This is a genomic window from Pseudomonas sp. SWRI154, assembly GCF_014268645.1.
Lineage (GTDB): Bacteria > Pseudomonadota > Gammaproteobacteria > Pseudomonadales > Pseudomonadaceae > Aquipseudomonas > Aquipseudomonas marvdashtae.
The window spans coordinates 23,502-47,364 of record NZ_JABWQW010000006.1 but is presented as its reverse complement, the minus strand read 5'-3'; the positions used below and the strand labels follow the sequence as shown (position 1 = coordinate 47,364).

Sequence of the window (23,863 nt, the reverse complement as noted above, 5' to 3'; positions counted from 1 at the left end):
ACCGGATCAGCCTCCAGGAGAACGAGATGAGCGACATGCACTTATCCGACGTCACGACCCTGCGCGAACGCGCGCGGCAGAATGTCCAGAATGGCGCGGTTACCGAAGGCTACAACGCCGATCGCCAGGAAATCATCCGCCTGCTCAACGAAGCATTAGCTACCGAACTGGTGTGTGTGCTGCGCTACAAGCGCCACTACTTCATGGCCACCGGCCTCAAGGCCAGCGTGGCGGCCAGTGAGTTTCTCGAACACGCCAACCAGGAAAACGAACACGCCGACAAACTCGCCGAGCGCATCGTGCAATTGGGCGGCGAGCCTGAGTTCAACCCCGACCTGTTGACCCGACACTCCCATGCCCAATACGTGGCGGGCAACACCCTCAAGGAAATGGTGTTCGAGGACTTGGTCGCTGAACGGATCGCCGTCGACAGCTACCGGGAAATCATCCAGTACATCGGTGACAAGGACCCGACCACGCGGCGTATTTTCGAAGACATCCTGGCTCAGGAAGAAGAGCACGCCGATGATATGGCCGATATTCTGGCCGACCTGTAATCGCTAGCGGGTAGGCTTGACCGTCACCGGCGCCTTGCCCGCTTTCATCTGCTCCAGCAGCGGCGCGCACTGGTTCGGCTCGCCGCCGCTAGGCGCCACCAACGCCAGCAGCCCGGCCGCTGGCGCGGCGATTACACCCAAGGCCACCATTCCCGCCCCGCGCAGCATCAGCGGCACAGCCTTGACCCCGGCGGCGGGCTTGGCAAAGGTCCCCCGCACGTATAACGGCGAGCGCAGGGAAATCAACCGCCAGCCTTTGGACTCGGGGGTGATGGTCAGGTCCAACTGCTCGGTCGCCATGTTCGCCGTGCCGTCGATATAGATAATTGCGTTCTCAGTGTCGAATACGAACAGGCGCGTGGTCGCCAGGCCAGTCTTGATGTCGAAGTCAGCCGCTGCGCAGTTGATCTTCACTTCCTTGTCGCCAAAGACTTTCCCTACTACGTAATTGCCGACGTTGAGTCCGGCCAGCTCCATCAACTCCCGGCTAATAGCGCCATCATTGATGAGCATCTTCAGCGTGCCATTGGACGTCCCCAGCAGGGCCGCCACCGAGTTGCCGCGCCCGGAGAGATCAGCGTCGCCATTGAGCTCGCCGAAACTGGTTTTCATTGGCTCGAAGCCGGGGAATAGCTGCTTGAGCTTGAAGCCCCGCGCCGTCAATTTTGCCCGCCCTTCGAGCGGCTGGGTGTGGCCGTTGAGGCGGATCTGCGCATCGAGGCGGCCACCGGCTACGCCAAAGCGCAGGGGTTCGAGGCTCAGTTGACCATCGTTGAGCACCAAGTGGGTGTAGAGGTCGTTAAAGGGCAACTGCTCGCTGTGGACAATGCGCTTGCCCGTGAACTCCACGTCGGCGTCCATCACGCCCCAGCGTTCGGTGCGGAACTCCTCTACCGGCAACACCTTGTCGGACGGTTGCTTGCTGGCGCCGCCCCGGGCCTTTTGTTCAGTGTTGGAGTCAGCACCGATGAGCGGTGCCAGGTCGCTGAACAACAACTGGTTCGAAACCAGCGCGCCACTGAGTTTCGGCCGCGGCTGACCGGCGACATAGGCCAGGTCGCCATGGATATCGCTGTCGCCGATCTTGCCGTTGAACGCCTCATAGCGAAATTGCGCGCCGTCCGGCTCGTGGAGCTTGGCGATCAATCGACCGTCGGTGGCGTAGGGCGGCGAATCCGGCAGAGTGACGCCCGTCAGTGGATAAAGGTTGGCCAGGCTGTTGCCGGCCAGCTTCAGGCGCAGGTCAAGGGCGCCGAGGTTCTTCGGGTCAGTGAGGGTGCCGGCCAGTTCGATGCGGGTATCGGCGATCTTTGCCTGGGCCTGCAACGGGAATGGTTGCGACGCATCCTGCAAGGCCAGCAGTCCGCCGACCTTGCCGGAACCGCTAAGCGCCTGGCCGTGGTACTGCCCGTCAACCTTGAAGGCGAAGGCATAGTCCTGCGGCGCCGCGCCCTGCTCCCGGACTTTTTTCGCAGTTTTCTCACCCACGATGTCGCTGAACGGAATCGGCTTGCCCAGCGGGTCTATCAGCAGGTCGAGCCGGGTCTTGAGCGTCTGGTCATCAAGGACGACATGGCCCTTGTCGAAACCGATGGCACCAATGTCCACCACCCAATTGGACGGCTCGGCCTGTGGGTCCTTCGGATCGAATTGAAACGTCCAGTTGGCGCGCCCGTCGGCCAGGCGTTGCAGATTGGCGCTGGGTTCAGTCAGGTCGATGCGCGGAATCGCCACCCGTTGGGCCAGCAGGGCCAAAGGCGAAACGCGCAATTCAACGCGCTTGAGCGTGGCCATTTGCGCTGTCTTCGACCAGTCCGGATTGCCCAAGGTCAAGTCTTCGGCCACGACATGGGGCCAGGGCATCCACGCTCGCCACCCGCCTTCGGTTAGCTCGCGTCGCCACACCACCGCCAGGTTGCCATTGATCGCAAAGGGACGATGCAACTCCTCGGACACCTTGGCGTTGAGCGCCGGCTTGATGCGGTTCCAGTCGAACAATGCAAGGAACAACACCAGCACCGTCAGCAGAACGACGAGGCAGGCAAGGCCCCAAGCAAGGATTTTCGAGGTGCGCGTCATGCACAAGGCTCCTGATGACAAACCAGCGTCGGGACCGCGACGCTTGGGCAACACGAACCTGAACTGGCTCGCTGCATAAATGATTGGACTGGCGAAACGGCCGACAGGTTTACCACCATGAGCAGAGAACGGCACGAAAAAACACTCTGGATCCTGACCAGATCGTCAGCTACCTGTTACCGGCACCGCACTATTGCGGAGCGCAAGTGAGTACAAACTACCCACTCCAGAGCAAAACGCCTCCTCCGAAAGGCCCGTTCTAGAGCCTTTGCGCCGAACAATCAATTCTGTTGATTATTACCATTGCGTTTATGAACTTTTATATCGACTTATCGAGAGTAGCATTGCCCTCGTACCCACTTTTCAGCCCTCCCAAGGAGCAACGATCATGAAACGCCAATTACTGATGAGCCTGTCTCTTTCACTGCTGGCCTCTACGGCTTTCGCCCTGCCAGCCTCCGAACAAGCCACCCCCCAGGTCAAGGATAGCCAGTCTGTCTATAGCCAAACCGTAGCCGAAGGTGGTCGTGACCGCCTGGAAGAAAAAGGCCTGGTCGAAGGTGGATCCGACCGCACACCACAGGGCCAGACCCTGGCAGCCGACGGTTCCGACCGCACTCCACAAGGCCAGACCCTGGCAGCTGACGGTTCCGACCGCACGCCACAGGGCCAGACCCTGGCAGCTGACGGTTCCGACCGCACGCCACAAGGCCAGACCCTGGCAGCTGACGGTTCCGACCGCACGCCACAAGGCCAGACCCTGGCAGCTGACGGTTCCGACCGTACCCCACTGGGCGAAACCTTGGCCGCTGACGGTTCAGACCGCACACCACAAGGCCAGACCCTCGCCGAAGGCGGTGGTGATCGTGTGATCGAACGCAACAGCGCAGTGAGCTGAGCCCATGGTGGCCCGCAAAAAAGCCCGATTCCTTGAATCGGGCTTTTTAGTTTTCAAACCCCTCGCTTTCCCCCTTGGTCCCCTTCTCTAACGTTCGACGCCAGCAAAGCCTATTTGCTAGAGTGCGTCGCTCCCATGACTCGGAAGTCAGTCTTGCGATGCTGCCCCGCGCCGAACAGAAACAACAGACCCGAAATGCCCTGATGGACGCAGCCCGCCATTTGATGGAGTGCGGCAGGGGATTTGGCAGCCTGAGCCTGCGCGAAGTCGCCAAGGCGGCGGGCATCGTGCCCACCGGGTTCTATCGACACTTCGATGACATGGACCAATTGGGCCTGGCGCTCGTCAGCGAAGTCGGCCAGACCTTTCGCGCGACCATCCGGCTGGTGCGCCACAATGAATTCGTGATGGGCGGCATCATCGATGCGTCGGTGCGGATCTTTCTCGACGTGGTCCACGCCAACCGCTCACAGTTCCTGTTCCTGGCACGTGAGCAGTACGGTGGTTCACAGCCGGTACGCCAAGCCATCGCAAGACTGCGCGAGGACATCAGCTCGGACCTGACCGCCGACCTGGCGCTCATGCCGAAACTGCAGCACCTGGACCTGGCGGGGCTGAACGTGATGGCCGACCTCATCGTCAAAAGCGTCTTCGCCACGTTGCCGGACATCATCGACCCGCCCGCTGAAGCCCTGCCCGAACACCTCACCCCCCAAGCGAAGATTACCCAGCAATTGCGGTTCATCTTCATTGGTCTCAAGCACTGGCGTGGGTTAGGCAGTACTGAATAACTGTCAGCATGCTTCCTCTGGGGGAGCGAGCCTGCTCGCGATGGCGAAGTCTCAGCCCCCTGATTGCTCACCTCAATCTCAACCCACATTCATTGTGAAGACGAGTTCCCATAGTTGATGGTATTGACCACCCCCCTCGCTCCATCAAACATTCAAATAAAAAAATTGCAGCTTTCGGCAGCCGCTAGGCAATTTCTGTAGGAGCTGCCGGCCGCTGTGATCTTTCGGTGCTTTTCCCCGCCAAACCCTCGGACATTTCCTTCAATACGCCGGGCTGTTCATGAACTAGGCAGCGCTTTCGAGCGCCGCTAACCTCTATTCGTCATCGCAAAAAACGGTGACACGGACGTGCAAGTCCGGATTGGTACGCAATTGGTTATGGCTATTGACCGAGCATTTTTTTATGCTCGCGTCCGTTATGGCAATTGTGCGTGGGAGACCTTCGGGTTTGCCGGCGGTACCAGACCGGTCTTGCACACCTACGCACAGTTGCCACCTCTTCGAATGCAAGCGAAAGGATGTCGACCCAAACTCTGGTACATGGATATGGTCAAGCATTCACCGAATCCCCCGCAAAACGAGCACAAATCCCGCGTCGAAAAGCTCGAAGAAAAACGCCTCGAAGACGCCACCAACCGCGCCCTCGACTACTACCTGAAACCCCAGCCCGCCCCTTTGCCGGAACCCGACAAAGACCAGCTCTTCATCGTCTCCCCGCACATCGACACCGAAACCCTGCTCGCCAACGCCTCCGAAGACCTGCTGTCGATCAGCACCATCGCCGCCGACCTGGCCGACGACATCGACGAATCGCGCCGCTGCATCGCCCTGGCAATCAGCCGCATGGCCGATGGAGTTCAGTTGTTGGTCGAGCGGGCATTGGATCATCTGGAGACCAAGGAGATGGCGGCGCCTGGCGCCAAGGGATAACGCTTTGTTTTGATGCAAGCTGAGCCGACGCCCCAAGCGAAGATGACCCAGCAGCATGCCTGCTCGTGATGGCGTCGGGTCAGTCAGCATTGATGTTAATGATGCGCCGCTATCGCGAGCAGGCTCGCTGCCACAATATCTTTTTATACCAGCCGCAAAATGGTGCACACCATCCCGATACGCACCAACATGGCACGCAATCCAGCCCATCCTGAAACGCCATCCCCAGATTTTTCCTACGCCCTCTTCGATTGGCAAGCCCCTTGCTCTAAACACAGCATTGTTCATTGCTGGAAGCACTCCGATGCTGGTGATCCACCGCAGAATCGCCGCCCAATCGCGCTGGGACGCCGAGTTGCACCTGACCTTCGATGCCCGCAGTAAAAGCCGTCTGCGCTGTTTCAGTGCCGAGGGTGAAGATGTAGGTCTGTTTTTGGAGCGAGGTCAGCCGCCGCTTTACGACGGTGAATGCTTGCAAGCCGAAGATGAGCGCATCGTGCGCGTCTGCGCCCGCCCCGAACAGTTGCTGCACGTCACCTGTGCCAGTGCCTTCGAACTGACCCGCGCGGCTTACCACCTGGGTAATCGCCATGTGGCGCTGCAAGTGGGCGACGGCTGGCTGCGCCTGCTGGACGACTATGTGCTCAAGGCAATGCTTGAACAACTCGGCGCCAGCGTCGAGGCCATCGAAGCGCCGTTCCAGCCCGAACACGGCGCCTATGGTGGCGGTCATCATCATTCCCGGCACGGCGATGAAGACTTCAACTATGCGCCGCGCCTGCATCAGTTTGGCGTGCGCACATGAATCCGGCCTGGGCGCTGCTGCGTCTGGCCAGCCCACAACTGCCGATCGGCGGCTACAGCTATTCACAAGGGCTGGAAATGGCCGTCGACAATGGCCAGGTCAAGACGCCTGACGATGCTCGCCGCTGGATCAGCGATCAAATGCTGCTGAACCTGGCGCGCTTCGAAGCGCCCTTGCTGCTGGCCCATTGCACCGCAGCCGCGGCCAACGATTGGGAGGCGCTGCTACGACTGTGTGGAGAACACCGCGCCAGCCGGGAAACCCGCGAGCTCTATCAAGAGAGTCGGCAAATGGGCTACTCGTTGCAGCAATTACTCGTTGGCCTGCCGGAGTTCGATCGCGCAGCACGAGGCTTTCTTGAACAGCTCAGTCTTGAACAGCTCAGCCTCGAACAGCGCAGCGAACCGCACCTGGCACTGGGCTGGGCCCTGGCCGCCCGCGCGTGGCGCATCGAGCCGCAGGACGCCCTCGCCGCCTGGCTCTGGAGCTGGCTGGAAAACCAACTGGCGGTGCTGATGAAGACCTTGCCGCTGGGCCAGCAAGCCGCCCAGCGCCTGACCAGCGAACTGTTGCCGTTGCTGCAGCAGGCCCAGCAGATCGCCTCGACCATCGACCCCGAACATTACGGCAGCACCGCGTTTGGCCTGTCCCTGGCGTGCATGGCCCATGAACGCCAGTACAGCCGCCTGTTCCGTTCCTAGGAGACTCACATGAACACACAACCCCTTCGCGTTGGCATTGGCGGCCCAGTGGGCTCCGGTAAAACCGCCCTGACCCTGGCCCTCTGCCTGGCCTTGCGCGATCGCTACAACCTGGCGGTCGTCACCAACGACATCTATACCCGCGAGGACGCCGACTTCCTCGTGCGCAACGAAGCCCTGGCGCCGGAGCGGATCATCGGCGTGGAAACCGGCGGCTGCCCGCACACGGCGATCCGCGAAGACGCGTCGATCAATCTCGAAGCGGTGGACCAGTTGAACCGGCGCTTTTCCGGGCTGGACCTGATCCTGGTTGAATCCGGCGGCGACAACCTGTCGGCGACCTTCAGCCCGGAACTGTCGGACCTGACGATCTATGTAATCGACGTGTCGGCCGGCGACAAGCTGCCGCGCAAGGGCGGACCGGGCATCTGCAAATCCGACTTGCTGGTGATCAACAAGATCGACCTGGCGCCGCTGGTGGGCGCCTCGCTGGAATTGATGAACAGCGACACCCAGCGGATGCGCAACGGCAGGCCTTTCGTATTCAGCAACCAGAAAACCGGCCAGGGCCTGGAGGACATCATTGCCTTTATCGAGCGCCAGGGCCTGCTGACCGCCGCGTGAACATTTTCACTTTAAACAAGGAAGCTTTCTCCATGACATTCAAACGCACCCTCGCCGCCCTCGCTTTGCTGCTCAGCCCCGCGCTGGCATTCGCCCACCCAGGCCACGGCGATAACGGCCTGATCGCCGGGCTGGGCCATCCCATCGGCGGGCTCGATCATTTGCTGGCGATGCTGGCGGTGGGCTTGTGGGCCGCGCAACAACGAGGCGCGGCGCGCTGGGCGCTGCCGTGCACGTTCGTCGGCACAATGTTTCTCGGCGGCCTGCTGGGCTTCGAGGGCCTGGATCTGCCGGCGCTGGAAAGCGCGATCGCGGCGTCTGTATTGGCCCTGGGCCTGGCGGTGGCGCTGGCGGTGCGTCCCCCATTGAGCCTGGCAGTGGCAGCGACGGCATTGTTCGCGCTGTTCCACGGCGTGGCCCATGGACTGGAGCTACCTTACATGTCGAGTCCGTGGACTTATGCGATCGGTTTCGTCGCGGCAACGGCGGCACTGCATGGCGCGGGCTTCGCCCTGGTGCGGGTATTGCCACGGGCGGCCGCGCCCTTGGTGCGCTTGGCCGGAGCGGCGTCGGCGGCGGCTGGGGTTTGGTTGTTGGCAGGCTGATCAGCTAACACCTGCACGACCATTATCGTGGGCAGGCTTGCTCGCGATATGGGTCGTGCAGGCGCATCTCTACGAAGTCGACCACTCTGCTACCATGTCGCGCAATCGCTCCCCAGCCGTGACGACGTTCGCCAATGCCTGATGTTTCCCGCCCTGCTCACCCGCCCGAATTGACTGCCCTGTTCATCACGGTGCATAGGCATTTTCACGACGTGATCGTGCCCATGTGGCTAGGCCCGGGCTGGAATGCCGAGTTGGCATTGCCCTACGAATCCCTCGATTCCCAGCACACGCCGCTGCCGCCGCAACGTTACCGGGCCATGGCCTGTGCACGACAGTTGTATGTGTTCGCCAGCCTGATCGGAGAAGTACCGGATGCCCAAGAGCGGGCCGCTGCGTTGTTCCGCTCGCTGCAACGGCATTTCCACGATGCCGAACATGGCGGCTGGTTCTACAGCATCGATCCGCAGGGCGCGCCGCTGGATACCGGCAAGGATCTCTACACCCACGCCTTCATCCTCTTCGCCTGCGCTCACTACTGGAGCAAGGTTCGCGAGCCGCTGGTGGAGTCCACGCTGAATGCGGCGCTGGAGGTGCTCACGCGACGCTTCGCCACCGGCGACGGGCTTTACGAAGCCAAACTAGGTCGGGATTGGTCGACTTGCCAATCCGGCCCGTTGCAGAACCCGTTGATGCATTTGGCAGAAGCGTTTCTCGCGATCCTTTCGGTTCGCGACGATGCCAACGTGCGCCAAGCGTTGCGGAGCCTATGCGACGGCATGTTCAAATACTTCGTTGATCCGCAACGGCAGGTCATGATGGAGAAGCCACTCAAGGCTGTGGATAACTGGTTCGAACCAGGCCACCAGTTTGAGTGGTATTTCCTGTTGGCCTCATCGCCCTTGCTGCGCGGGGGAAAACTGCACACAGCCGTGGAACGCAGTTTCAGCCATACCGAGCAACAGGGCGTGGATCAGCAGTCTGGCGCAGTGTGCGCCATGCTGGCGTTGGAACCACAGGCGCTCGCGCGTGACGCCACCCAACGCATCTGGGCCCAGGCGGAATACCTGCGGGCGCTGACCTTGCGTCCAGGAAGCGAAGGGACTTTGCTGCGTCAATTACAGGCGTTTCAGCAACACTTCTTGAGCCCTGAAGGCTGGAACGAGTGCCTCGACGCCGGTGGCAACATCAGCCGCCGGGACATGCCGTCCACCACGCCGTATCACCTGCTGACCTGCTATCGCGGGCTGGCCGATTACCTGGCTTGACCCCCCTTTGTGGCGAGGGGATTTATCCCCGCTGGGCTGCGCAGCAGCCCTAAAGCTAACGCCACGGTGTGTCAGGCTAACCGAGTGTTATTCGAGGGCTGCTCTGCAGCCCAGCGGGGATAAATCCCCTCGCCACAATGTACCTTTCGGCCGATAAATCAGCAGATCGGTTTATAGAGCCTTCCCGCTAGGCCTTGTTGCGCTCGATGGCGAAACCGGCCCAGGTCTGGCTCACCGGCATCAGCTCAAGGCTGTTGATATTGATGTGCGCCGGGGTGTTGAGCACCCAGAAAATCGTATCCGCGATGTCCTGTGGCTGGATCGGCTCGGCACCGGCATAGGTCGCGTTGTAGCGTTCCTGATCGCCGCCAAAGCGCACCAGGGAAAACTCGCTTTCACACAAGCCCGGCTCGATGTTGCTCACCCGCACGCCCGTACCTTGCAGGTCGCAGCGCAGGTTCAGGGAGAACTGTTTGACGAACGCCTTGGTCGCACCGTACACGTGGCTGCCTGGGTACGGGTAGTTACCGGCAATCGAACCCAGGTTGACGATCCCGGCTCCGCGGCCATGGGCGATCAGGCGCGGCAGCAATAGGCGCGTGCTGTAGATCAGGCCTTTCACGTTGGTGTCGACCATGGTGTCCCAATCATCGAGGTCGCACTTGGGCGCTGGATCGACCCCAAGGGCCAGGCCGGCGTTGTTGATCAACCCGCGCAATTTGGCGAAGGACGGCGGCAGGTTGGCAATGGCGTCTTCCATGCCATTGCGATCGCGTACGTCCACCACCAGGCCGTGGACTTCGGTCTGCTTCGATAACTCGGCGCAGAGTGCATCGAGGCGTTCTTCACGACGGCCGGTCAGCACCAGTTTCCAACCCGCCTCGGCAAAACGACGGGCACAGGCTTCACCAAAACCGGACGTCGCGCCAGTGATAAACAGGGTGTCAGACATGGTGTTCTCCTTGCTTGGGCTCAAAGCCATTGAATGGAAATCGGCCCACAGCATGCCCGGCCTGGCATGCCAGGGGCAAGGCTTGAGCAGGGGCTTTTAGCCGCAAAGGTGCTCAAAAAACAACCAACCTCTGTCAGGCCTTGCCCGACAAGGGCTGCAGCGGGTTGCACGCACCTTATCCACAGGCAGGTCCACAATAACCGGGGGCAAGTACGAACACTGAAAGCCGCTGTGCATAAGGCTTTGCGGAAGATTTAGAAAATTTTTCCGCTTGACCGAGCAAGTCAGGTTGTGCAGCGCAGTTTCTCTGCTATAAGCAACGCTAAATACGGCGATGGCTCCAAGCCAGCAACGACGGCACTCAGCGCGGTCTTTCCAGAGTTTAGTCACAGACTTATCCACAGGCTTGCACACCGGCTATCGAAGCTCTTTCGCCGCGTAGAAAACTGTTGACAATAGCCACTCCTGCTTGAGCAAAAACACCTGATCAAAAAATGATCGCAGCGCTGTAAGCCACGGAATAAAAGGCTTGCAGCCAGATACTCCCACGTTACCCACAGCCGGCTCCACAGCAAACGGGGACAAGTCAAAACCGTGACAAAACAACTGTTTGCGGCAACTTTATGTCGCGGTTTCACAAGGGTTCAGGATTGTTTTCCACAATTGCTGGAGTCAACCAAAAGGTTGAATTCGGGGGATAAAAAAACCGGCGATCACTCGCCGGTTTTTCATTGCAACATCAACTCAATGCCCGCCCAGATACGCGTTGCGCACTTCCTCGTTGGCGAGCAGTTCCTTGCCGGTGCCGGTCAGGCGGATTTCACCGTTGACCATCACATAGGCTCGGTCCGACAGCTTGAGGGCGTGGTTAGCGTTTTGCTCCACAAGGAAGATGGTCATGCCCGTGGAGGCCAGTTCACGCAGGGTCGCGAAGATCTGTTTTACCACGATCGGCGCCAGCCCCAGGCTCGGCTCATCGAGCAGCAACAACTTGGGCCGACTCATCAATGCCCGGGCGATGGCGAGCATTTGCTGCTCGCCGCCGGACATGGTCATGGCCCGCTGGTTGCGCCGTTCCTTGAGACGCGGGAACAGCTCAAACATGCGCTGCATGTCTTCGTTGGCGTATTTGTCACCGATAGGGATGGTGCCCATCAGCAGGTTTTCTTCGACGGTCATGTCGGGAAATACCCGGCGGCCTTCAGGTGACTGCGCGATGCCGTTGGACGCAATGTAGTGCGACGACTTCTGGGTGATGTCCACGCCCTGGTAGATGATCTGCCCGCCTGCCGCACGCGGCTGGCCGAAGATTGACATCAGCAGCGTGGACTTGCCGGCGCCGTTGGAGCCGATCAGGCTCACCGTCTCGCCTTCGCCAATGTGCATGGACACTTTCTTCAGGGCCTGGATCGGCCCGTAGAACACGTCCAGCTCCTTGAGTTCGAGGATAGGTCCACTCATACCAATTCCTCTTCATCGGCACCCAGGTAAGCCGCGATCACCTTCGGATCGTTGCGAATTGCCTCGGGACCGCCCTCGGCGATCACGTTGCCGTGGTCCAGCACCACGATGTGGTCGGAAATGCTCATTACCATGCCCATGTCGTGTTCGATCAGCACCACGGTCAGATCGTGCTCGTCGCGCAGCAGCCGGATCATCGCGCTCAGCGCTTCGGTTTCCTGAGGGTTGAGGCCAGCGGCTGGTTCGTCGAGGCAGATGATCTGCGGACGGGTGCACATCGCCCGGGCGATTTCCAGGCGGCGTTGCTGACCGTAGGAAAGCTCCCCGGCCAGGCGATTGGCGCAGTCCACCAGGTCCACCACTTCCAGCCAATAGAACGCATGGTCCAAGGCATCGCTTTCGGCCTTGCGGTAGCCCTTGGTGTTGAGGATACCCGCCACCAGGCTGCGATTGACCCACATGTGCTGGGCCACCAGCAGGTTTTCCAGCACCGACATTTCCTTGAACAGGCGAATGTTCTGGAAGGTGCGCGCCAAACCGGCGCGGTTCACCAGGTGGGTGCCGCCAAACATCTTGTAGTACAGCCGGCTGGCGAAGGATTTCGGCGAGACGAAATCGGTCGGGCGAAACGCTTCGCCCAGCAGTTTGATAACGTCGGTCTGCTCGCCGCGCACGCTGAGTTCGATCTTGCCGCCCGACGCCTTGTAGAAACCGGTCAGGCAGTTGAACACCGTGGTCTTGCCCGCACCGTTGGGGCCGATCAGGGCAAAGATCGAGTTGCGTTTAACTTGCAGGCTGACGTCGCTGAGGGCCTTGATGCCACCGAACTGCATCATCAGGTTTTCAACTTTTAGTACGACTTCGCTCATGGCGCTACCCCCTTGCGCGGCGTCACACCGGTACGGCTGATACGAATCAGGCCACGCGGGCGCCAGATCATCATCAACACCATCAGCACACCAAACAGCAGGACTCGATATTCAGAGAAGCTGCGCAACAGCTCCGGTGCCACGGTAAGCACGAAGGCGGCAATCACCACGCCCACGGTCGAGCCCATGCCGCCCAGCACGACGATCGCCAGGATCAACGCCGACTCGAAGAAGGTGAACGATGACGGGTTGACGAAGCCTTGGTAGCTGGCGAAGAACACACCTGCGAGGCCAGCGGTCGACGCACCGATGGTGAACGCCGAAAGCTTGACCAGGACGTGGTTCAGGCCCATGGAACGGCAGGCGATTTCGTCTTCGCGCAGGGCTTCCCAGGCGCGACCGACCGGCATGCGGGTCAGGCGATGCTTGATGTAGAGCACCAGCAGCACCGTGATGAACAGCACGATGTAGATGAACAGGAATTTGATATTGGGGTTGTAGTCGATACCGAAGAACTCATGGAAAGGCACCCCGCCTTCCTTCGCCCTTCGACCAAACTCCAGGCCGAAAAAAGTTGGCGACGGCACCGGCATGCCATTCGGCCCACCCGTGAACGACAGCCAGTTGTTCAGCACCAGCCGGATGATCTCGCCAAAACCCAGGGTCACGATGGCCAGGTAGTCACCGTGCATTCGTAACACCGGGAATCCCAATATGCACCCCGCCATTGCCGCCGCAATGGCTGCCAGCGGCAATACGGTCCAGAACCCCAGCCCCAGGTATTGATAGCCCAGCGCCAGGCCATAGGCACCGATGGCATAGAACGCCACGTAACCCAGGTCGAGCAACCCGGCCAGGCCGACGACGATGTTCAGGCCCAGGCCCAGCAGCACGTAGATCAGGCCGAGGATGACCACCGTGAGCACGTACTTGTTGGCGAAAAACGGGAACACGATGGCAATCACGATCAGCGCGGGGATGATCCAGCGCAGGCGCGACTTGTAGTCTGGCGGCAACACGTGCACGCCGGAGCCGGTGCTTTCGAAACCCTGGAGAATCTTCAGTCCCTTGGGGGTTTGCAGGAACAGGCTCAAGGCAAAGCGCCCGACCATCACGATCGCCACCAGCCAGCCAACGCGGGCCGGTTGCAGGTTGAAACTGTAGCCGTCGAGCACCACGCCGACGATCGGCCCGAACACGATCAGCGAGATCAGGCCGGCCAGGATCGCGTCGATGACGCTCTTTTTGATATCAAGCGGTTTATTGGCAGCAGACATACTTATACCTTCGCCACGAGTGGGCGACCCAGCAGGCCTTGGGGACGGAAGATCAGAATCAGCACCAGCAGCGAGAAACTGAACACGTCTTTGTAGTCGGAGTTGATCAGACCGGCGAACAGCGACTCGGAGATTCCGAGGATGATCCCGCCGAGCATTGCTCCAGGCAGGGAGCCGATGCCGCCGAGTACCGCCGCGGTGAACGCCTTGATGCCGATGATGAAGCCGGCATAGAAGTCGAAGGTCCCGTAGTTCATGGTGATCAACACACCGGCCAGGGCCGCCATGGCTGCACCGATGATGAACACGTAGGAAATCACCCGGTCGGTGTTGATCCCGAGGATCGAGGCCATCTTGCGGTCTTGCTGGGTGGCGCGGCACATGCGGCCGAGCTTGGTGTACTTGATGATGTAGGTCAGCAGGGCCATCCCGGCGAATGCGGCGACCAGGATGAAGATCTTGGTGTAGGTAAGCTGCACGAAGCCAGTGCCGATGTCGACGCGCATGGCGCCTTCAAGCAGTGTTGGCACCCCCTGTTGGCGGGCACCCTGGCTAATCTGCGCGTAGTTCTGCAGGATCAGTGAGATACCGATGGCGCTGATCAGCGGTGCCAGGCGGGTGGAGTTGCGCAGGGGTTTGTAGGCGACGCGTTCGATGACCCAGCCGTATACCCCGGTGACCACGACCGTGAACACGAGGGTGCCGAGGATCATTAGCGGAAAGGATTCAATACCGAAGTAAGCCAGCAGAGCCAGACTGATTGCCGCGAGGTAAGCGGAAATCATGTAGACCTCGCCGTGGGCGAAGTTGATCATGCCGATGATGCCATAGACCATTGTGTAGCCGATGGCGATCAGACCATAGACCGACCCGAGGGTCAGGCCATTGATCAGTTGCTGCAGGAAAATACCATCCATAACGCAATCTCACGCAGTGAGACAGCACATCCCTGGGAACGCGACGACGGGTTGAAGCCCAGCGTCAAAAGGATGTGCGGCTCGTAGAAAAAACAGACGGGCCTTTGGCCAATGCCAATCAGGTCAGGGTGAACACAGTCTCCGTGGCGAGGGAGCTTGCTCCCGCTGGACTGCGCAGCAGTCCCCTCTTGGGGGCGCTACGCACCCCAGCGGGAGCAAGCTCCCTCGCCACAGGCCAGTCATCCCTTCAAATTACTTCTGTTTTTCCAGCTGGTGATACTTGCCATCCTTGTCCCACTGGTAGACCACGTAGTCGGAGACTTTCAAGTCGCCTTTGGTGTCCCATTCCTTCTTGCCCATCACCGTCTGGACCGAGTTGGCCTTGAGCCACTTGGCCGCGTCTTCGCCCTTGTTGGACTTGGCGCCATTGAAGCCGGCAGCCAAGGTCTGCACTGAAGCGTAGGCGTAGAGGGTGTAGCCTTCAGGCTCGGTGCCCTTGGCGCGGAATGCGTCTACCACGGCCTTGCTGTCTGGCAGCAGGCGCGGGTCGGCGCCGAAGGTCATGTACACGCCATCGACGTACTGCGGGCCGCCAGCGGTGGTGACCAGTTCGTCAGTCACGATGCCGTCGTCGGACATGAATTTCACGTCCTTCAGGCCCTGCTCACGCAGCTGGCGTACCAGCGGACCGGCTTCCGGATGCAGACCGCCGAAGTAGACCACGTCGGCACCGGCCGAACGGATCTTGGTGACCACGGCACTGAAGTCTTTTTCACCACGGGTCAGGCCTTCGTACAGCACAGGGGTCACGCCACGCTTGGCCAACTGCGCCTTGGTTGCATCCGCCAGGCCTTGGCCGTAGGTGTCCTTGTCATGCAGGACTACGACTTTCTTGCCCTTGAGCACATCGACGATGTAGTCGCCGGCAACGATACCTTGCTGGTCGTCACGACCACACATGCGGAACATCGCGCTCAGGCCGCGCTCGGTCACCTGGGGATTTGTGGAGCCAGGCGTGATCGCGATGATGCCGGCTTCGTCGTAGACCTCGGAGGCCGGGATGGTGGAAGAAGAGCAGAAGTGACCGACCACGCCGGCCACCTTGTCCTGGTCAGCAAGGCGGTTGGCGACGGCCACGGCCTGCTTCGGTTCGCATGCATCATCGCCAGCCACCAGTACGATTTTCTCGCCGTTCACGCCGCCCTTGGCATTGATCTCGTCTGCCGCCGCTTGCGCACCCTTCATGTACTGCTCGCCAAATGCCGCGTTGGCGCCTGTCATGGGACCCGCTACGCCGATCTTGATGTCGGCCTGGGCAAACGCAGAAACACCCAGCGCAGTTGCCACTGCGAGGGCCAGAAAGCCTTTCTTGTAAAACGTCTGGGACATGAGGTGGTGCTCCAAGGTTTTTTTTAGTTGGCACTGCGACTTCACTTCACTGAAAAGCTGAGAGCAAGGGGCGTGCCATCGGTTTTTTATTCTGAAAAAAGTCGCTGCTTTATTGTTATTTCGACTGTTTCGGGCCCTTTTTCACAGGGCGTGCAACCGTCTAAACCGCACGAGGTGCAACCTTTTCTAAAAGTAGGTGAAACCCTCCGTGAGCCATCATTGCAACCGCCACACTAAACGGCGTGCAACCACTGTGTAACAACCTGCGTCACCTAACTGCACACTGTCGGTGCGCGGCTGCTACAACCCGCACCATAACAGGCTAGCCGCTGGGCTGGAAAACGCCGCTGTTCGTAACACTTTCCGACGATCAGATGACGATCCGCAAGCACTGGCCCGCGTGATACAGGGAAAAGCCCGCTTCATACAGGCAGCTGCGCAGGCCAACGCCAGCCAAAGGTTGCATCGGCGCGAAGGGAATCGGCAACGCCTTGGCATCGCCGTGGCACAGATAATCGGCAAAGGCCTTGCCGACCACGGTGCCGGTGGTCACGCCGCGACCGTTATAGCCGGTGACCGCCACCAGGCCGGGCGCCGGCTCGAACAGGCGCATCAGATGGTCGGGCGTAAAGGCGATACAACCGGTCCAGGTGCATTCCCACTCCACCGACTTGAGGTACGGGAAATAGTGCTGCTGCACCCGGTCGGCCCAGGCCTTGAGAAACCAGGTCGGTTTGCGGTTGCCGTTGCCCAGGCTGCCCAGCAGCAAGCGGCCTTCCTTGTCCCGACGAATGCTGCTCAACACTTGGCGGGTATCCCACGAACCCTGCCCTCCCGGCAAAATGCGCCGGGCGGCCTCGTCGGCCAGCGGGACAGAAGCGACCTGATAGTAATAACCGGGGAAAAAATTGCGCCGCAACTCGGTCCAGTCGCCTTCGGTATAGGCATTGGAAGCAATCACGACTTGCTCGGCGAGCACCGAACCCTGGGCCGTCTGCACCAACCACCGCTGGCCCTGGCGTTCCAGGCGCGTGACGGGTGAATGATCGAAAAGCTGGCCACCCAGTTTTTTCGCGGCATCGGCCAGCCCGCTGGTATAAGCCATGGGGTTGAGCGTACCGGCGCGGCGGTCGAGCAATGCCGCAGCGATCTTGTCAGTGCCGGTGGCTTCGGCGCAGGCTTGGCCAGTCAGCAACTCTACCGGGGCGCCACGGCGCTTCCATTGTGCTTCGCGACTGCGCAAATCCGCCTCGCCCCGGGCGTTATGGGCCATGTGCAGTGTGCCTTCGCGACGCAGCTGGCAATCGATGTTGTATTTGTCGACGAGACTGAAAACCAAGGCCGGCGCGGCCCCAAGCATGCGATTAAGCTGGCTGCCCACGGCTTCGCCGAACCCGGCCTCGATGTCATCCGGCGGGATCCACATCCCGGCATTCACCAATCCCACGTTGCGCCCCGATCCACCGTGCCCGGCCCGATGAGCTTCCAGCACCGCCACGCGCCTGCCCTGCTCCAACAGGTGCACCGCCGCCGATAACCCGGTAAAGCCCGCGCCGATGACGCACACGTCCACCGTGACTTCACCCTTGAGCGAGGTGTTGTCGGGCCGTTGTGGCGTCAGTATTTCCCACAGACATTCTTCGCGTAACGGCATTGCCGGCTCCTGGTCAGGAGCAGCTACGAGCATCAAGCCGCGAGCCGCAAGCTAGGGACGCTCGCGGCTTGAAGCTTGTAGCTTGAAGCTGCTTAATCGAAAGTAATTCCCTGCGCCAGCGGCAACTCCAGCGAATAGTTCACGGTGTTGGTCTGGCGGCGCATGTAGGCACGCCACGCGTCGGAGCCGGATTCACGGCCGCCACCGGTTTCTTTCTCGCCGCCGAACGCTCCGCCGATCTCCGCGCCGCTCGGGCCGATATTGACGTTGGCGATCCCGCAATCGCTGCCCACGGCCGACATGAACTGCTCGGCTTCACGCACATCGGTGGTGAAAATGCACGACGACAGGCCTTGTGGCACCGAATTGTTCAGGTGCAGCGCTTCGGCGAAGTCCTTGTAGCCAACCACATAGAGGATCGGCGCGAAGGTTTCGTGACGCACCACGTCGCTTTGCTCCGGCATCTCGACGATGGCGGGCGAGACGTAATAGGCATTCGCAAACTGGTCTTCGAGCTGGCGCTTGCCGCCAAACACTCGCCCGCCTTCGCTCAACGCCTGCTCCAGCGCATCCTGCATGTTTTCGAAGCTCTGCTTGTCGATCAGCGGCCCGACCAGATTGCCCTCCAGCGGATGGCCGATGCGTACTTTCGAATAAGCAGCCTTGAGACGGGTGACGATCTCTTCCTTCACCGATTCATGGGCGATCAACCGGCGCAGCGTGGTGCAACGCTGGCCCGCAGTGCCGACAGCGCTGAAGAGGATGGCACGCACGGCCATATCCAGGTCGGCGCTCGGAGCCAGGATCATCGCGTTGTTGCCGCCCAGTTCCAGGATACTGCGGGCAAACCGCGCTGCGACTTTCGGCGCGACCTCGCGGCCCATGCGCGTGCTGCCGGTGGCACTGATCAGCGCCACGCGCGGATCGTCGACCAGCGCTTCGCCGGCATCACGCCCACCGATGATCACTTGGCTCAGGTACGGTGGCGCATCGGTGAAATTCTTCAACACACGCTCGAACAAGGCCTGGCACGCCAGGGCGGTCAGCGGGGTTTTCTCGGAAGGCTTCCAGATCACCGGGTTACCGCACACCAGCGCGAGGGTGGTGTTCCAGGCCCAGACCGCCACGGGAAAGTTGAACGCGCTGATCACTCCAACCACGCCCAGCGGGTGCCAGGTTTCGCGCATATGATGGCCAGGACGCTCGGACGCAATAGTCAAGCCGTACAACTGGCGGGACAGGCCGACAGCGAAGTCGCAGATGTCGATCATTTCCTGCACTTCGCCCAGGCCTTCCTGGGTAATCTTGCCGGCTTCCCACGACACCAACTCGCCGAGGTCGGCCTTGTACTCACGCAACAGGTCGCCAAACTGACGCACCAGCTCGCCGCGCCGTGGCGCCGGCACCTTGCGCCACAGGTCAAAGGCATGCTCCGCGCGGCTGACCTGTTGCTCGACTTCAGCGGCGCCTTCCCAGTTCACGGCGCCAATGCGACTGCCATCGATAGGCGAGTGCACGGGCTGTGTGCCGTTCTGGTACAAGGCCGGGTTGACGCCCAGACGATCAAGCAATGCAGCAACCATGGGTAAATTCCTCAAGCGAGAGACAAAAGTGGGCAGCCGGACGATCACGGCTGATCAGGCCTGTAGTTGTAGCTGGCCCGAGACTTGCCAACAAACGACCTTTAAGCGAGATATCATTCCGTTTATTCATGCTGGCCGTTACCGGATAAGCAGAGCAACAAGAAATAAGGGCTGATCATGCTCAATAAACGCTATTTGCCATCGATTACAGCACTACAGTGCTTCGAAGCGGTGACCCGTCACCTGAGCTTTACCCGCGCAGCCGAAGAGCTGAACCTGACCCAGAGCGCCGTCAGCAAACAGGTCGCACAGCTTGAAGAACTGTTACAGCACCTGCTGTTCCGGCGCGTGCGCCGACGCTTGCAACTGACACCGGCAGGAAACTTGTATTTGGGGGAGGTGCGAAAAATCCTCACCCAGGTTGAGATGTCGACCCATTACCTGCGCTCCTACGGCGGCGACACCGAAGTCCTGCGGGTCTCCACGCCTCCGACCTTCGGCGCCCGCTGGCTGGTTCCGCGGCTCAAGGGCTGGCGCCTGCGGCATCCGTCGATTCATCTGGACTTGTGCAGCGAGCACGAGGCCGACGACTTGCAGCAAGGGCGCAGCGACCTGGCGTTCTACTTCGGCCAGGGTTCCCGACCGGGAACCGAATCGTTGAAACTGTTCGGCGAAGAGTTGGTGCCGGTCTGCGCGCCAGGCAGCCTGCCGGACCAGCCCTTCACCGACCCGACGCAACTGGCCGACCTGGTGCTGCTGCAAAACGCCTCGCGCCCGCAAGCCTGGCACGACTGGTTCGACAGCCAGGGCTACCACACCGAACACAGCTACCACGGGCCGCGCTTCGAAACCTTCTACATGTGCATTCGTGCCGCCCAGGTCGGCTGCGGCGTGGCCCTGTTGCCAAAATTCCTGGTGGAAGAAGAGCTCGCCGACGGCAAACTGGTCATCCCCTGGCAACATGCGATGCCCAGCGCCAGCGCCTATTACCTGTCCTACCCGGAACATGCGGCGGAAGTGCCCAAAGTACGACTGTTCGTGGAGTGGATGCTGGAGCAGATCAATAGCCCTGATGCGCCGCCATAGCGAAAATTGCCCCCCGTGGCGAGGGAGCTTGCTCCCGCTGGGCTGCGCAGCGGCCCTAAAAATTCTGTCAGATGAAAAATTCTGCGTCTGCTTCGCAGCCGAGCGGGAGCAAGCTCCCTCACCACAAAGACCTGCAAACGCTAAAAAATACTGGCAATAACCATCACCGTTATGCGCCACTAGACCTTTCAACACGAACAGCCGTACGCCGCTGCCACCGCAGCATCTGTCTGGAGATTCCCGTTATGAGCGAGAGTGTATTTGCCGATCGCATCGTGCAGAACCTGCTCGACACCGACTTCTACAAACTGACGATGATGCAGGCCGTCCTGCACAACTACCCCAACGTCGAAGTTGAATGGGAGTTTCGTTGCCGCAACAGCGAGGACCTGCGTCCGTACCTGGCGGAGATCCGCTTCCAGATCGAGCGCCTGTCCGAGCTGAACCTGAGCGCCGACCAGCTGAGTTTCCTCGAGCGCATCAGCTTCCTGAAGCCGGATTTCCTCAGGTTCCTGGGGCTGTTTCGTTTCAACCTGCGGTACGTGCACACCGGCATCGAAAACGGTGAATTGTTCATCCGCCTGCGTGGGCCATGGTTGCACGTCATCCTGTTCGAAGTGCCGTTGCTCGCCATCGTCAGCGAAGTGCGCAATCGCTATCGCTATCGTGAGATCGTTCTGGAACAGGCGCGGGAGCAGCTTTATCGCAAGTTCGACTGGCTGGCCGCCAACGCCAGCGCCGACGAATTGTCCGAGCTGCAAGTCGCCGATTTCGGCACTCGGCGCAGGTTTTCCTACCGGGTCCAAGAAGAAGTGGTAAACGTGCTCAAGCACGATTTCCCGGGGCGCTTCGTCGGCACCAGCAACGTGCACCTGTCCCGGGAGCTGGACATGAAACCCTTGGGCACCATGGCCCACGAGTGGATCATGGCCCACCAGCAACTAGGCCCACGGCTGATCGATAGCCAGATCGCCGCGCTCGATTGCTGGGTTCGCGAGTACCGAGGCCTGCTGGGCATTGCGTTGACCGACTGCATCACCATGGACGCTTTCTTGAAGGACTTCGATCTGTTCTTCGCCAAGCTGTTCGACGGTTTGCGCCATGACTCAGGGGATCCTGTCATCTGGGCGGAAAAAGCCATCGCTCACTACCATAACCTCGGCATCGACCCGATGAGCAAGACGCTGGTGTTCTCCGACAGCCTGACATTACCCAAATGCCTGGATATTTTCCGTGCCTTGCGTGGTCGCATTAATGTGAGCTTCGGTATCGGCACCAACCTGACCTGTGACATTCCAGGCGTGGAGCCGATGAGCATCGTGCTTAAAATGATCAGCTGTGACGGGCAACCCGTGGCCAAGATTTCAGACGAGCCCGGCAAGACCCACTGCAAGGACCCGAATTTCGTCGCCTACATGCGACATGTTTTCCAAGTACCTGCCGCCCTTTCTGGCACATCAAGCAAGGAGTGAATTCATGCAAGCCGTACAGCGTGAGATTGCTGAACAGCTCAAGGTCCAGCCACCGTTCGCCGATGACGCCGCCCTCAAGGCCGAAATCGCTCGCCGGGTGGGCTTCATTCAGGACTGCCTCGTCAACTCAGGGCTCAAGAGCCTGGTGCTGGGTATCAGCGGCGGGGTCGACTCGTTGACCGCCGGCCTGCTGGCCCAACGTGCCGTGCGCGAGCTGCGGGAAAAAACCGGCAATGCGGCATACACGTTCATTGCCGTGCGCCTGCCGTATGAAACCCAGTTCGACGAGCACGAAGCCCAGGCCTGCGTCGACTTCATCGAGCCGGACGAGCGTCATACCGTCAACATCGGCCCCGCGGTCAAGGCCCTGGCAAAAGAAGTCCTGGCGTTCGAAGGCAAGGCGCCGGGTTCACGGGACTTCGTGCTGGGCAACACCAAGGCGCGGATGCGCATGGTGGCGCAATACACCATCGCCGGTGCGGAACAAGGCTTGGTGATCGGCACCGATCATGCGGCCGAGGCAGTCATGGGTTTCTTCACCAAGTTTGGTGATGGCGCCTGTGACCTGGCCCCGCTGAGCGGCCTGGTGAAAAACCAGGTCCGGGCCATCGCCCGTGATTTTGGCGCGCCGGAATCACTGGTGGAAAAGGTTCCGACCGCTGATCTGGAAGACTTGTCCCCGGGCAAGCCGGACGAAGCGGCCCATGGCGTGACCTATGGCGAGATTGACGCCTTCCTGCATGGGCAACCCATTCGCGAAGAGGCGGCCAAGATCATTTGCGACACCTATCGCAAGACCGAGCACAAGCGGGTGATGCCTTACGCCCCATGACCGGACGCGCGCTCCCATGGGGCCGTTTCGCCAGGTAAAAAAAGCGCCCTGCATGCATGGGGCGCTTTTTTTTGTGTCCGGAAAGTCGGTTACTTCAGGGTAACCGTGCCTTTCATCATCGAGATGTGGCCTGGGAACGAGCAGAAGAAACCATACTTCTCGCCGGCAGCCAGTTTCGACACATCGAAGGTCACCGAGTCGGTTTCCTTGGCGCCGATCAGCTTGGTGTGGGCGATGATGCGAGCGTCGCCGTCCTTGAGGTAGTTCTTGTCGATACCGGCGGCCAAGCCATCGGTGGCGATCGGCTGCATGTCGGCTTCTTTGCTCAGAACCCAGTTATGGCCCATGACGTTCTTCGGCAAGTTGCCCGAGTGAGTCAGCTCGACGGTGAAAGTCTTGCAGCTCTTGTCGATTTCGATGGCCTTGGTGCTGAAGGACATCTGGTCGGTCGAATCGATGGTGGTCTTGCACTCCGCTGCCATCAGTTGGCTGCTGGCCAGCGTCAACAGGGATACCGCAACAAGTTTGGCAAACATCGTGAATCTCCAAGGCATGGTTAACAAAATTCCGTCAAAGGGGAAGACTGCCTGAATTTCAGACAAGTTCCTATGACCTGAGTCAAAGATTGTATACAACTTAAGCCTATCAGCCTGATGGACATAATCAACCAGCCAGAAGTATGCCTGCCCCCTATGATCTGCCCCACCACCTTGCGGAGCGATCGTCATGAACCTCAATAGCCTGTTATGCAGCTTGCTCGCCGCCTATGCCTGCGGCGCCAGTGGCACCTATGAAAAACCTCGCCGCGAGGTTTAATTTCTTTGCGCAATAAAGGACCGTTATCATGGAAAACCGCTGGGGCTGCTGGATGTGAACGGTTTCTACAGCAAGATCACGGGTTTTCTCGATCATATCGTCGGCGAAGGCTTCGTCCGCGCGCCCCATCGTGACATGCTGCAAGTGAGCGAATCAGCGCACAATCTGCTCGACGCACTGGACGAATGGCAACCGTCGGTGCAACCCAAATGGGCCGAGCAAAAACCCAGCTAACGGCTCAGCCCCGATACAGGGCAGAATACGCGCCGCTCAACCTCACCTTCGACCCCAGAGGAT

At 60.2% G+C, this 23,863-nt stretch carries 23 protein-coding genes; 13 read left to right on the top strand and 10 right to left on the bottom strand.

What is annotated here, in order from left to right; translation table 11 throughout:
• The first annotated feature begins 26 nt into the window (after positions 1-26).
• The gene (locus HU806_RS07385) at positions 27-557 is read left to right on the top strand and encodes a ferritin-like domain-containing protein (protein WP_186610770.1); all 531 of its coding nucleotides are present in this window, start codon (positions 27-29) and stop codon (positions 555-557) included.
• Between the two features lie 3 nt (positions 558-560).
• Here HU806_RS07385 and HU806_RS07380 read toward each other — a convergent pair whose 3' ends face one another.
• Positions 561-2,636 carry an AsmA family protein gene (locus HU806_RS07380; protein WP_186610769.1) on the bottom strand — a complete coding sequence of 692 codons (2,076 nt, stop codon included), beginning with the start codon at positions 2,634-2,636 and terminating at the stop codon, positions 561-563.
• Between the two features lie 388 nt (positions 2,637-3,024).
• Between HU806_RS07380 and HU806_RS07375 the strand changes: the two genes are divergently transcribed.
• The 8 genes from HU806_RS07375 to HU806_RS07340 all read left to right on the top strand — a co-directional run bounded on the left by HU806_RS07375 (position 3,025) and on the right by HU806_RS07340 (position 9,258).
• A complete protein-coding gene (locus tag HU806_RS07375; protein WP_186610768.1) occupies positions 3,025-3,534 on the top strand; it encodes a hypothetical protein in 510 nt (169 codons plus the stop codon).
• A gap of 158 nt (positions 3,535-3,692) precedes the next feature.
• Complete coding sequence (locus tag HU806_RS07370; RefSeq protein WP_186610767.1) at positions 3,693-4,325, top strand: TetR family transcriptional regulator; 633 nt, start codon at positions 3,693-3,695, stop codon at positions 4,323-4,325.
• Between the two features lie 546 nt (positions 4,326-4,871).
• On the top strand, positions 4,872-5,255 hold the full coding sequence (locus tag HU806_RS07365) for a DUF6124 family protein (RefSeq protein WP_186610766.1): 384 nt from the start codon (positions 4,872-4,874) through the stop codon (positions 5,253-5,255).
• A gap of 304 nt (positions 5,256-5,559) precedes the next feature.
• The gene (gene ureE, locus HU806_RS07360; protein ID WP_186610765.1) at positions 5,560-6,060 is read left to right on the top strand and encodes an urease accessory protein UreE; all 501 of its coding nucleotides are present in this window, start codon (positions 5,560-5,562) and stop codon (positions 6,058-6,060) included.
• Positions 6,057-6,761, top strand: a complete 705-nt coding sequence (locus HU806_RS07355) for an urease accessory protein UreF (protein ID WP_186610764.1) — start codon at positions 6,057-6,059, stop codon at positions 6,759-6,761. Before ureE ends, HU806_RS07355 begins: the two co-directional genes overlap by 4 nt.
• Positions 6,762-6,770: 9 nt before the next feature.
• A complete protein-coding gene (ureG, locus tag HU806_RS07350; RefSeq protein ID WP_186610763.1) occupies positions 6,771-7,385 on the top strand; it encodes an urease accessory protein UreG in 615 nt (204 codons plus the stop codon).
• Positions 7,386-7,417: 32 nt separating this feature from the next.
• Positions 7,418-7,990 (top strand): HupE/UreJ family protein, encoded by a 573-nt coding sequence (locus tag HU806_RS07345; RefSeq protein ID WP_186610762.1) that lies wholly within the window; start codon positions 7,418-7,420, stop codon positions 7,988-7,990.
• Between the two features lie 134 nt (positions 7,991-8,124).
• Positions 8,125-9,258, top strand: a complete 1,134-nt coding sequence (locus tag HU806_RS07340) for an AGE family epimerase/isomerase (RefSeq protein WP_186610761.1) — start codon at positions 8,125-8,127, stop codon at positions 9,256-9,258.
• A gap of 187 nt (positions 9,259-9,445) precedes the next feature.
• Here HU806_RS07340 and HU806_RS07335 read toward each other — a convergent pair whose 3' ends face one another.
• The 8 genes from HU806_RS07335 to amaB all read right to left on the bottom strand — a co-directional run bounded on the left by HU806_RS07335 (position 9,446) and on the right by amaB (position 19,360).
• Entirely contained in the window at positions 9,446-10,210 is a 765-nt protein-coding gene (locus HU806_RS07335) for an SDR family oxidoreductase (RefSeq protein ID WP_186610760.1), read from the bottom strand.
• Between the two features lie 744 nt (positions 10,211-10,954).
• Positions 10,955-11,671 (bottom strand): ABC transporter ATP-binding protein, encoded by a 717-nt coding sequence (locus HU806_RS07330; RefSeq protein ID WP_186610759.1) that lies wholly within the window; start codon positions 11,669-11,671, stop codon positions 10,955-10,957.
• Entirely contained in the window at positions 11,668-12,540 is an 873-nt protein-coding gene (locus tag HU806_RS07325) for an ABC transporter ATP-binding protein (protein ID WP_186610758.1), read from the bottom strand. Before HU806_RS07325 ends, HU806_RS07330 begins: the two co-directional genes overlap by 4 nt.
• Positions 12,537-13,817, bottom strand: coding sequence for a high-affinity branched-chain amino acid ABC transporter permease LivM (locus tag HU806_RS07320; protein WP_186610757.1), 1,281 nt, complete (start codon positions 13,815-13,817; stop codon positions 12,537-12,539). Before HU806_RS07320 ends, HU806_RS07325 begins: the two co-directional genes overlap by 4 nt.
• A gap of 2 nt (positions 13,818-13,819) precedes the next feature.
• Positions 13,820-14,734, bottom strand: a complete 915-nt coding sequence (locus HU806_RS07315) for an ABC transporter permease subunit (RefSeq protein ID WP_186610756.1) — start codon at positions 14,732-14,734, stop codon at positions 13,820-13,822.
• 252 nt (positions 14,735-14,986) lie between these two features.
• Positions 14,987-16,123 (bottom strand): ABC transporter substrate-binding protein, encoded by a 1,137-nt coding sequence (locus tag HU806_RS07310; protein WP_186610755.1) that lies wholly within the window; start codon positions 16,121-16,123, stop codon positions 14,987-14,989.
• Between the two features lie 370 nt (positions 16,124-16,493).
• Entirely contained in the window at positions 16,494-17,777 is a 1,284-nt protein-coding gene (gene amaA / locus HU806_RS07305) for an L-pipecolate oxidase (RefSeq protein ID WP_186610754.1), read from the bottom strand.
• 92 nt (positions 17,778-17,869) lie between these two features.
• A complete protein-coding gene (amaB, locus tag HU806_RS07300) occupies positions 17,870-19,360 on the bottom strand; it encodes an L-piperidine-6-carboxylate dehydrogenase (protein ID WP_186610753.1) in 1,491 nt (496 codons plus the stop codon).
• A 177-nt stretch (positions 19,361-19,537) separates the two neighbouring features.
• On the opposite strand from amaB, the gene HU806_RS07295 reads away from it, so the two are divergent.
• The 3 genes from HU806_RS07295 (at position 19,538) to nadE (ending at position 22,750) form a co-directional block, all read left to right on the top strand.
• Complete coding sequence (locus HU806_RS07295; protein ID WP_186610752.1) at positions 19,538-20,446, top strand: LysR family transcriptional regulator; 909 nt, start codon at positions 19,538-19,540, stop codon at positions 20,444-20,446.
• Between the two features lie 245 nt (positions 20,447-20,691).
• Positions 20,692-21,918, top strand: a complete 1,227-nt coding sequence (gene pncB / locus HU806_RS07290) for a nicotinate phosphoribosyltransferase (protein ID WP_186610751.1) — start codon at positions 20,692-20,694, stop codon at positions 21,916-21,918.
• 4 nt (positions 21,919-21,922) lie between these two features.
• A complete protein-coding gene (nadE, locus tag HU806_RS07285; protein ID WP_186610750.1) occupies positions 21,923-22,750 on the top strand; it encodes an NAD(+) synthase in 828 nt (275 codons plus the stop codon).
• An 89-nt stretch (positions 22,751-22,839) separates the two neighbouring features.
• Here the strand turns inward: nadE and azu are convergent, their stop codons facing one another.
• Complete coding sequence (gene azu, locus HU806_RS07280) at positions 22,840-23,286, bottom strand: azurin (RefSeq protein WP_186610749.1); 447 nt, start codon at positions 23,284-23,286, stop codon at positions 22,840-22,842.
• A 292-nt stretch (positions 23,287-23,578) separates the two neighbouring features.
• On the opposite strand from azu, the gene HU806_RS07275 reads away from it, so the two are divergent.
• Positions 23,579-23,800 carry an LOG family protein gene (locus tag HU806_RS07275; RefSeq protein WP_346657164.1) on the top strand — a complete coding sequence of 74 codons (222 nt, stop codon included), beginning with the start codon at positions 23,579-23,581 and terminating at the stop codon, positions 23,798-23,800.
• The last annotated feature ends 63 nt before the right edge of the window (positions 23,801-23,863 follow it).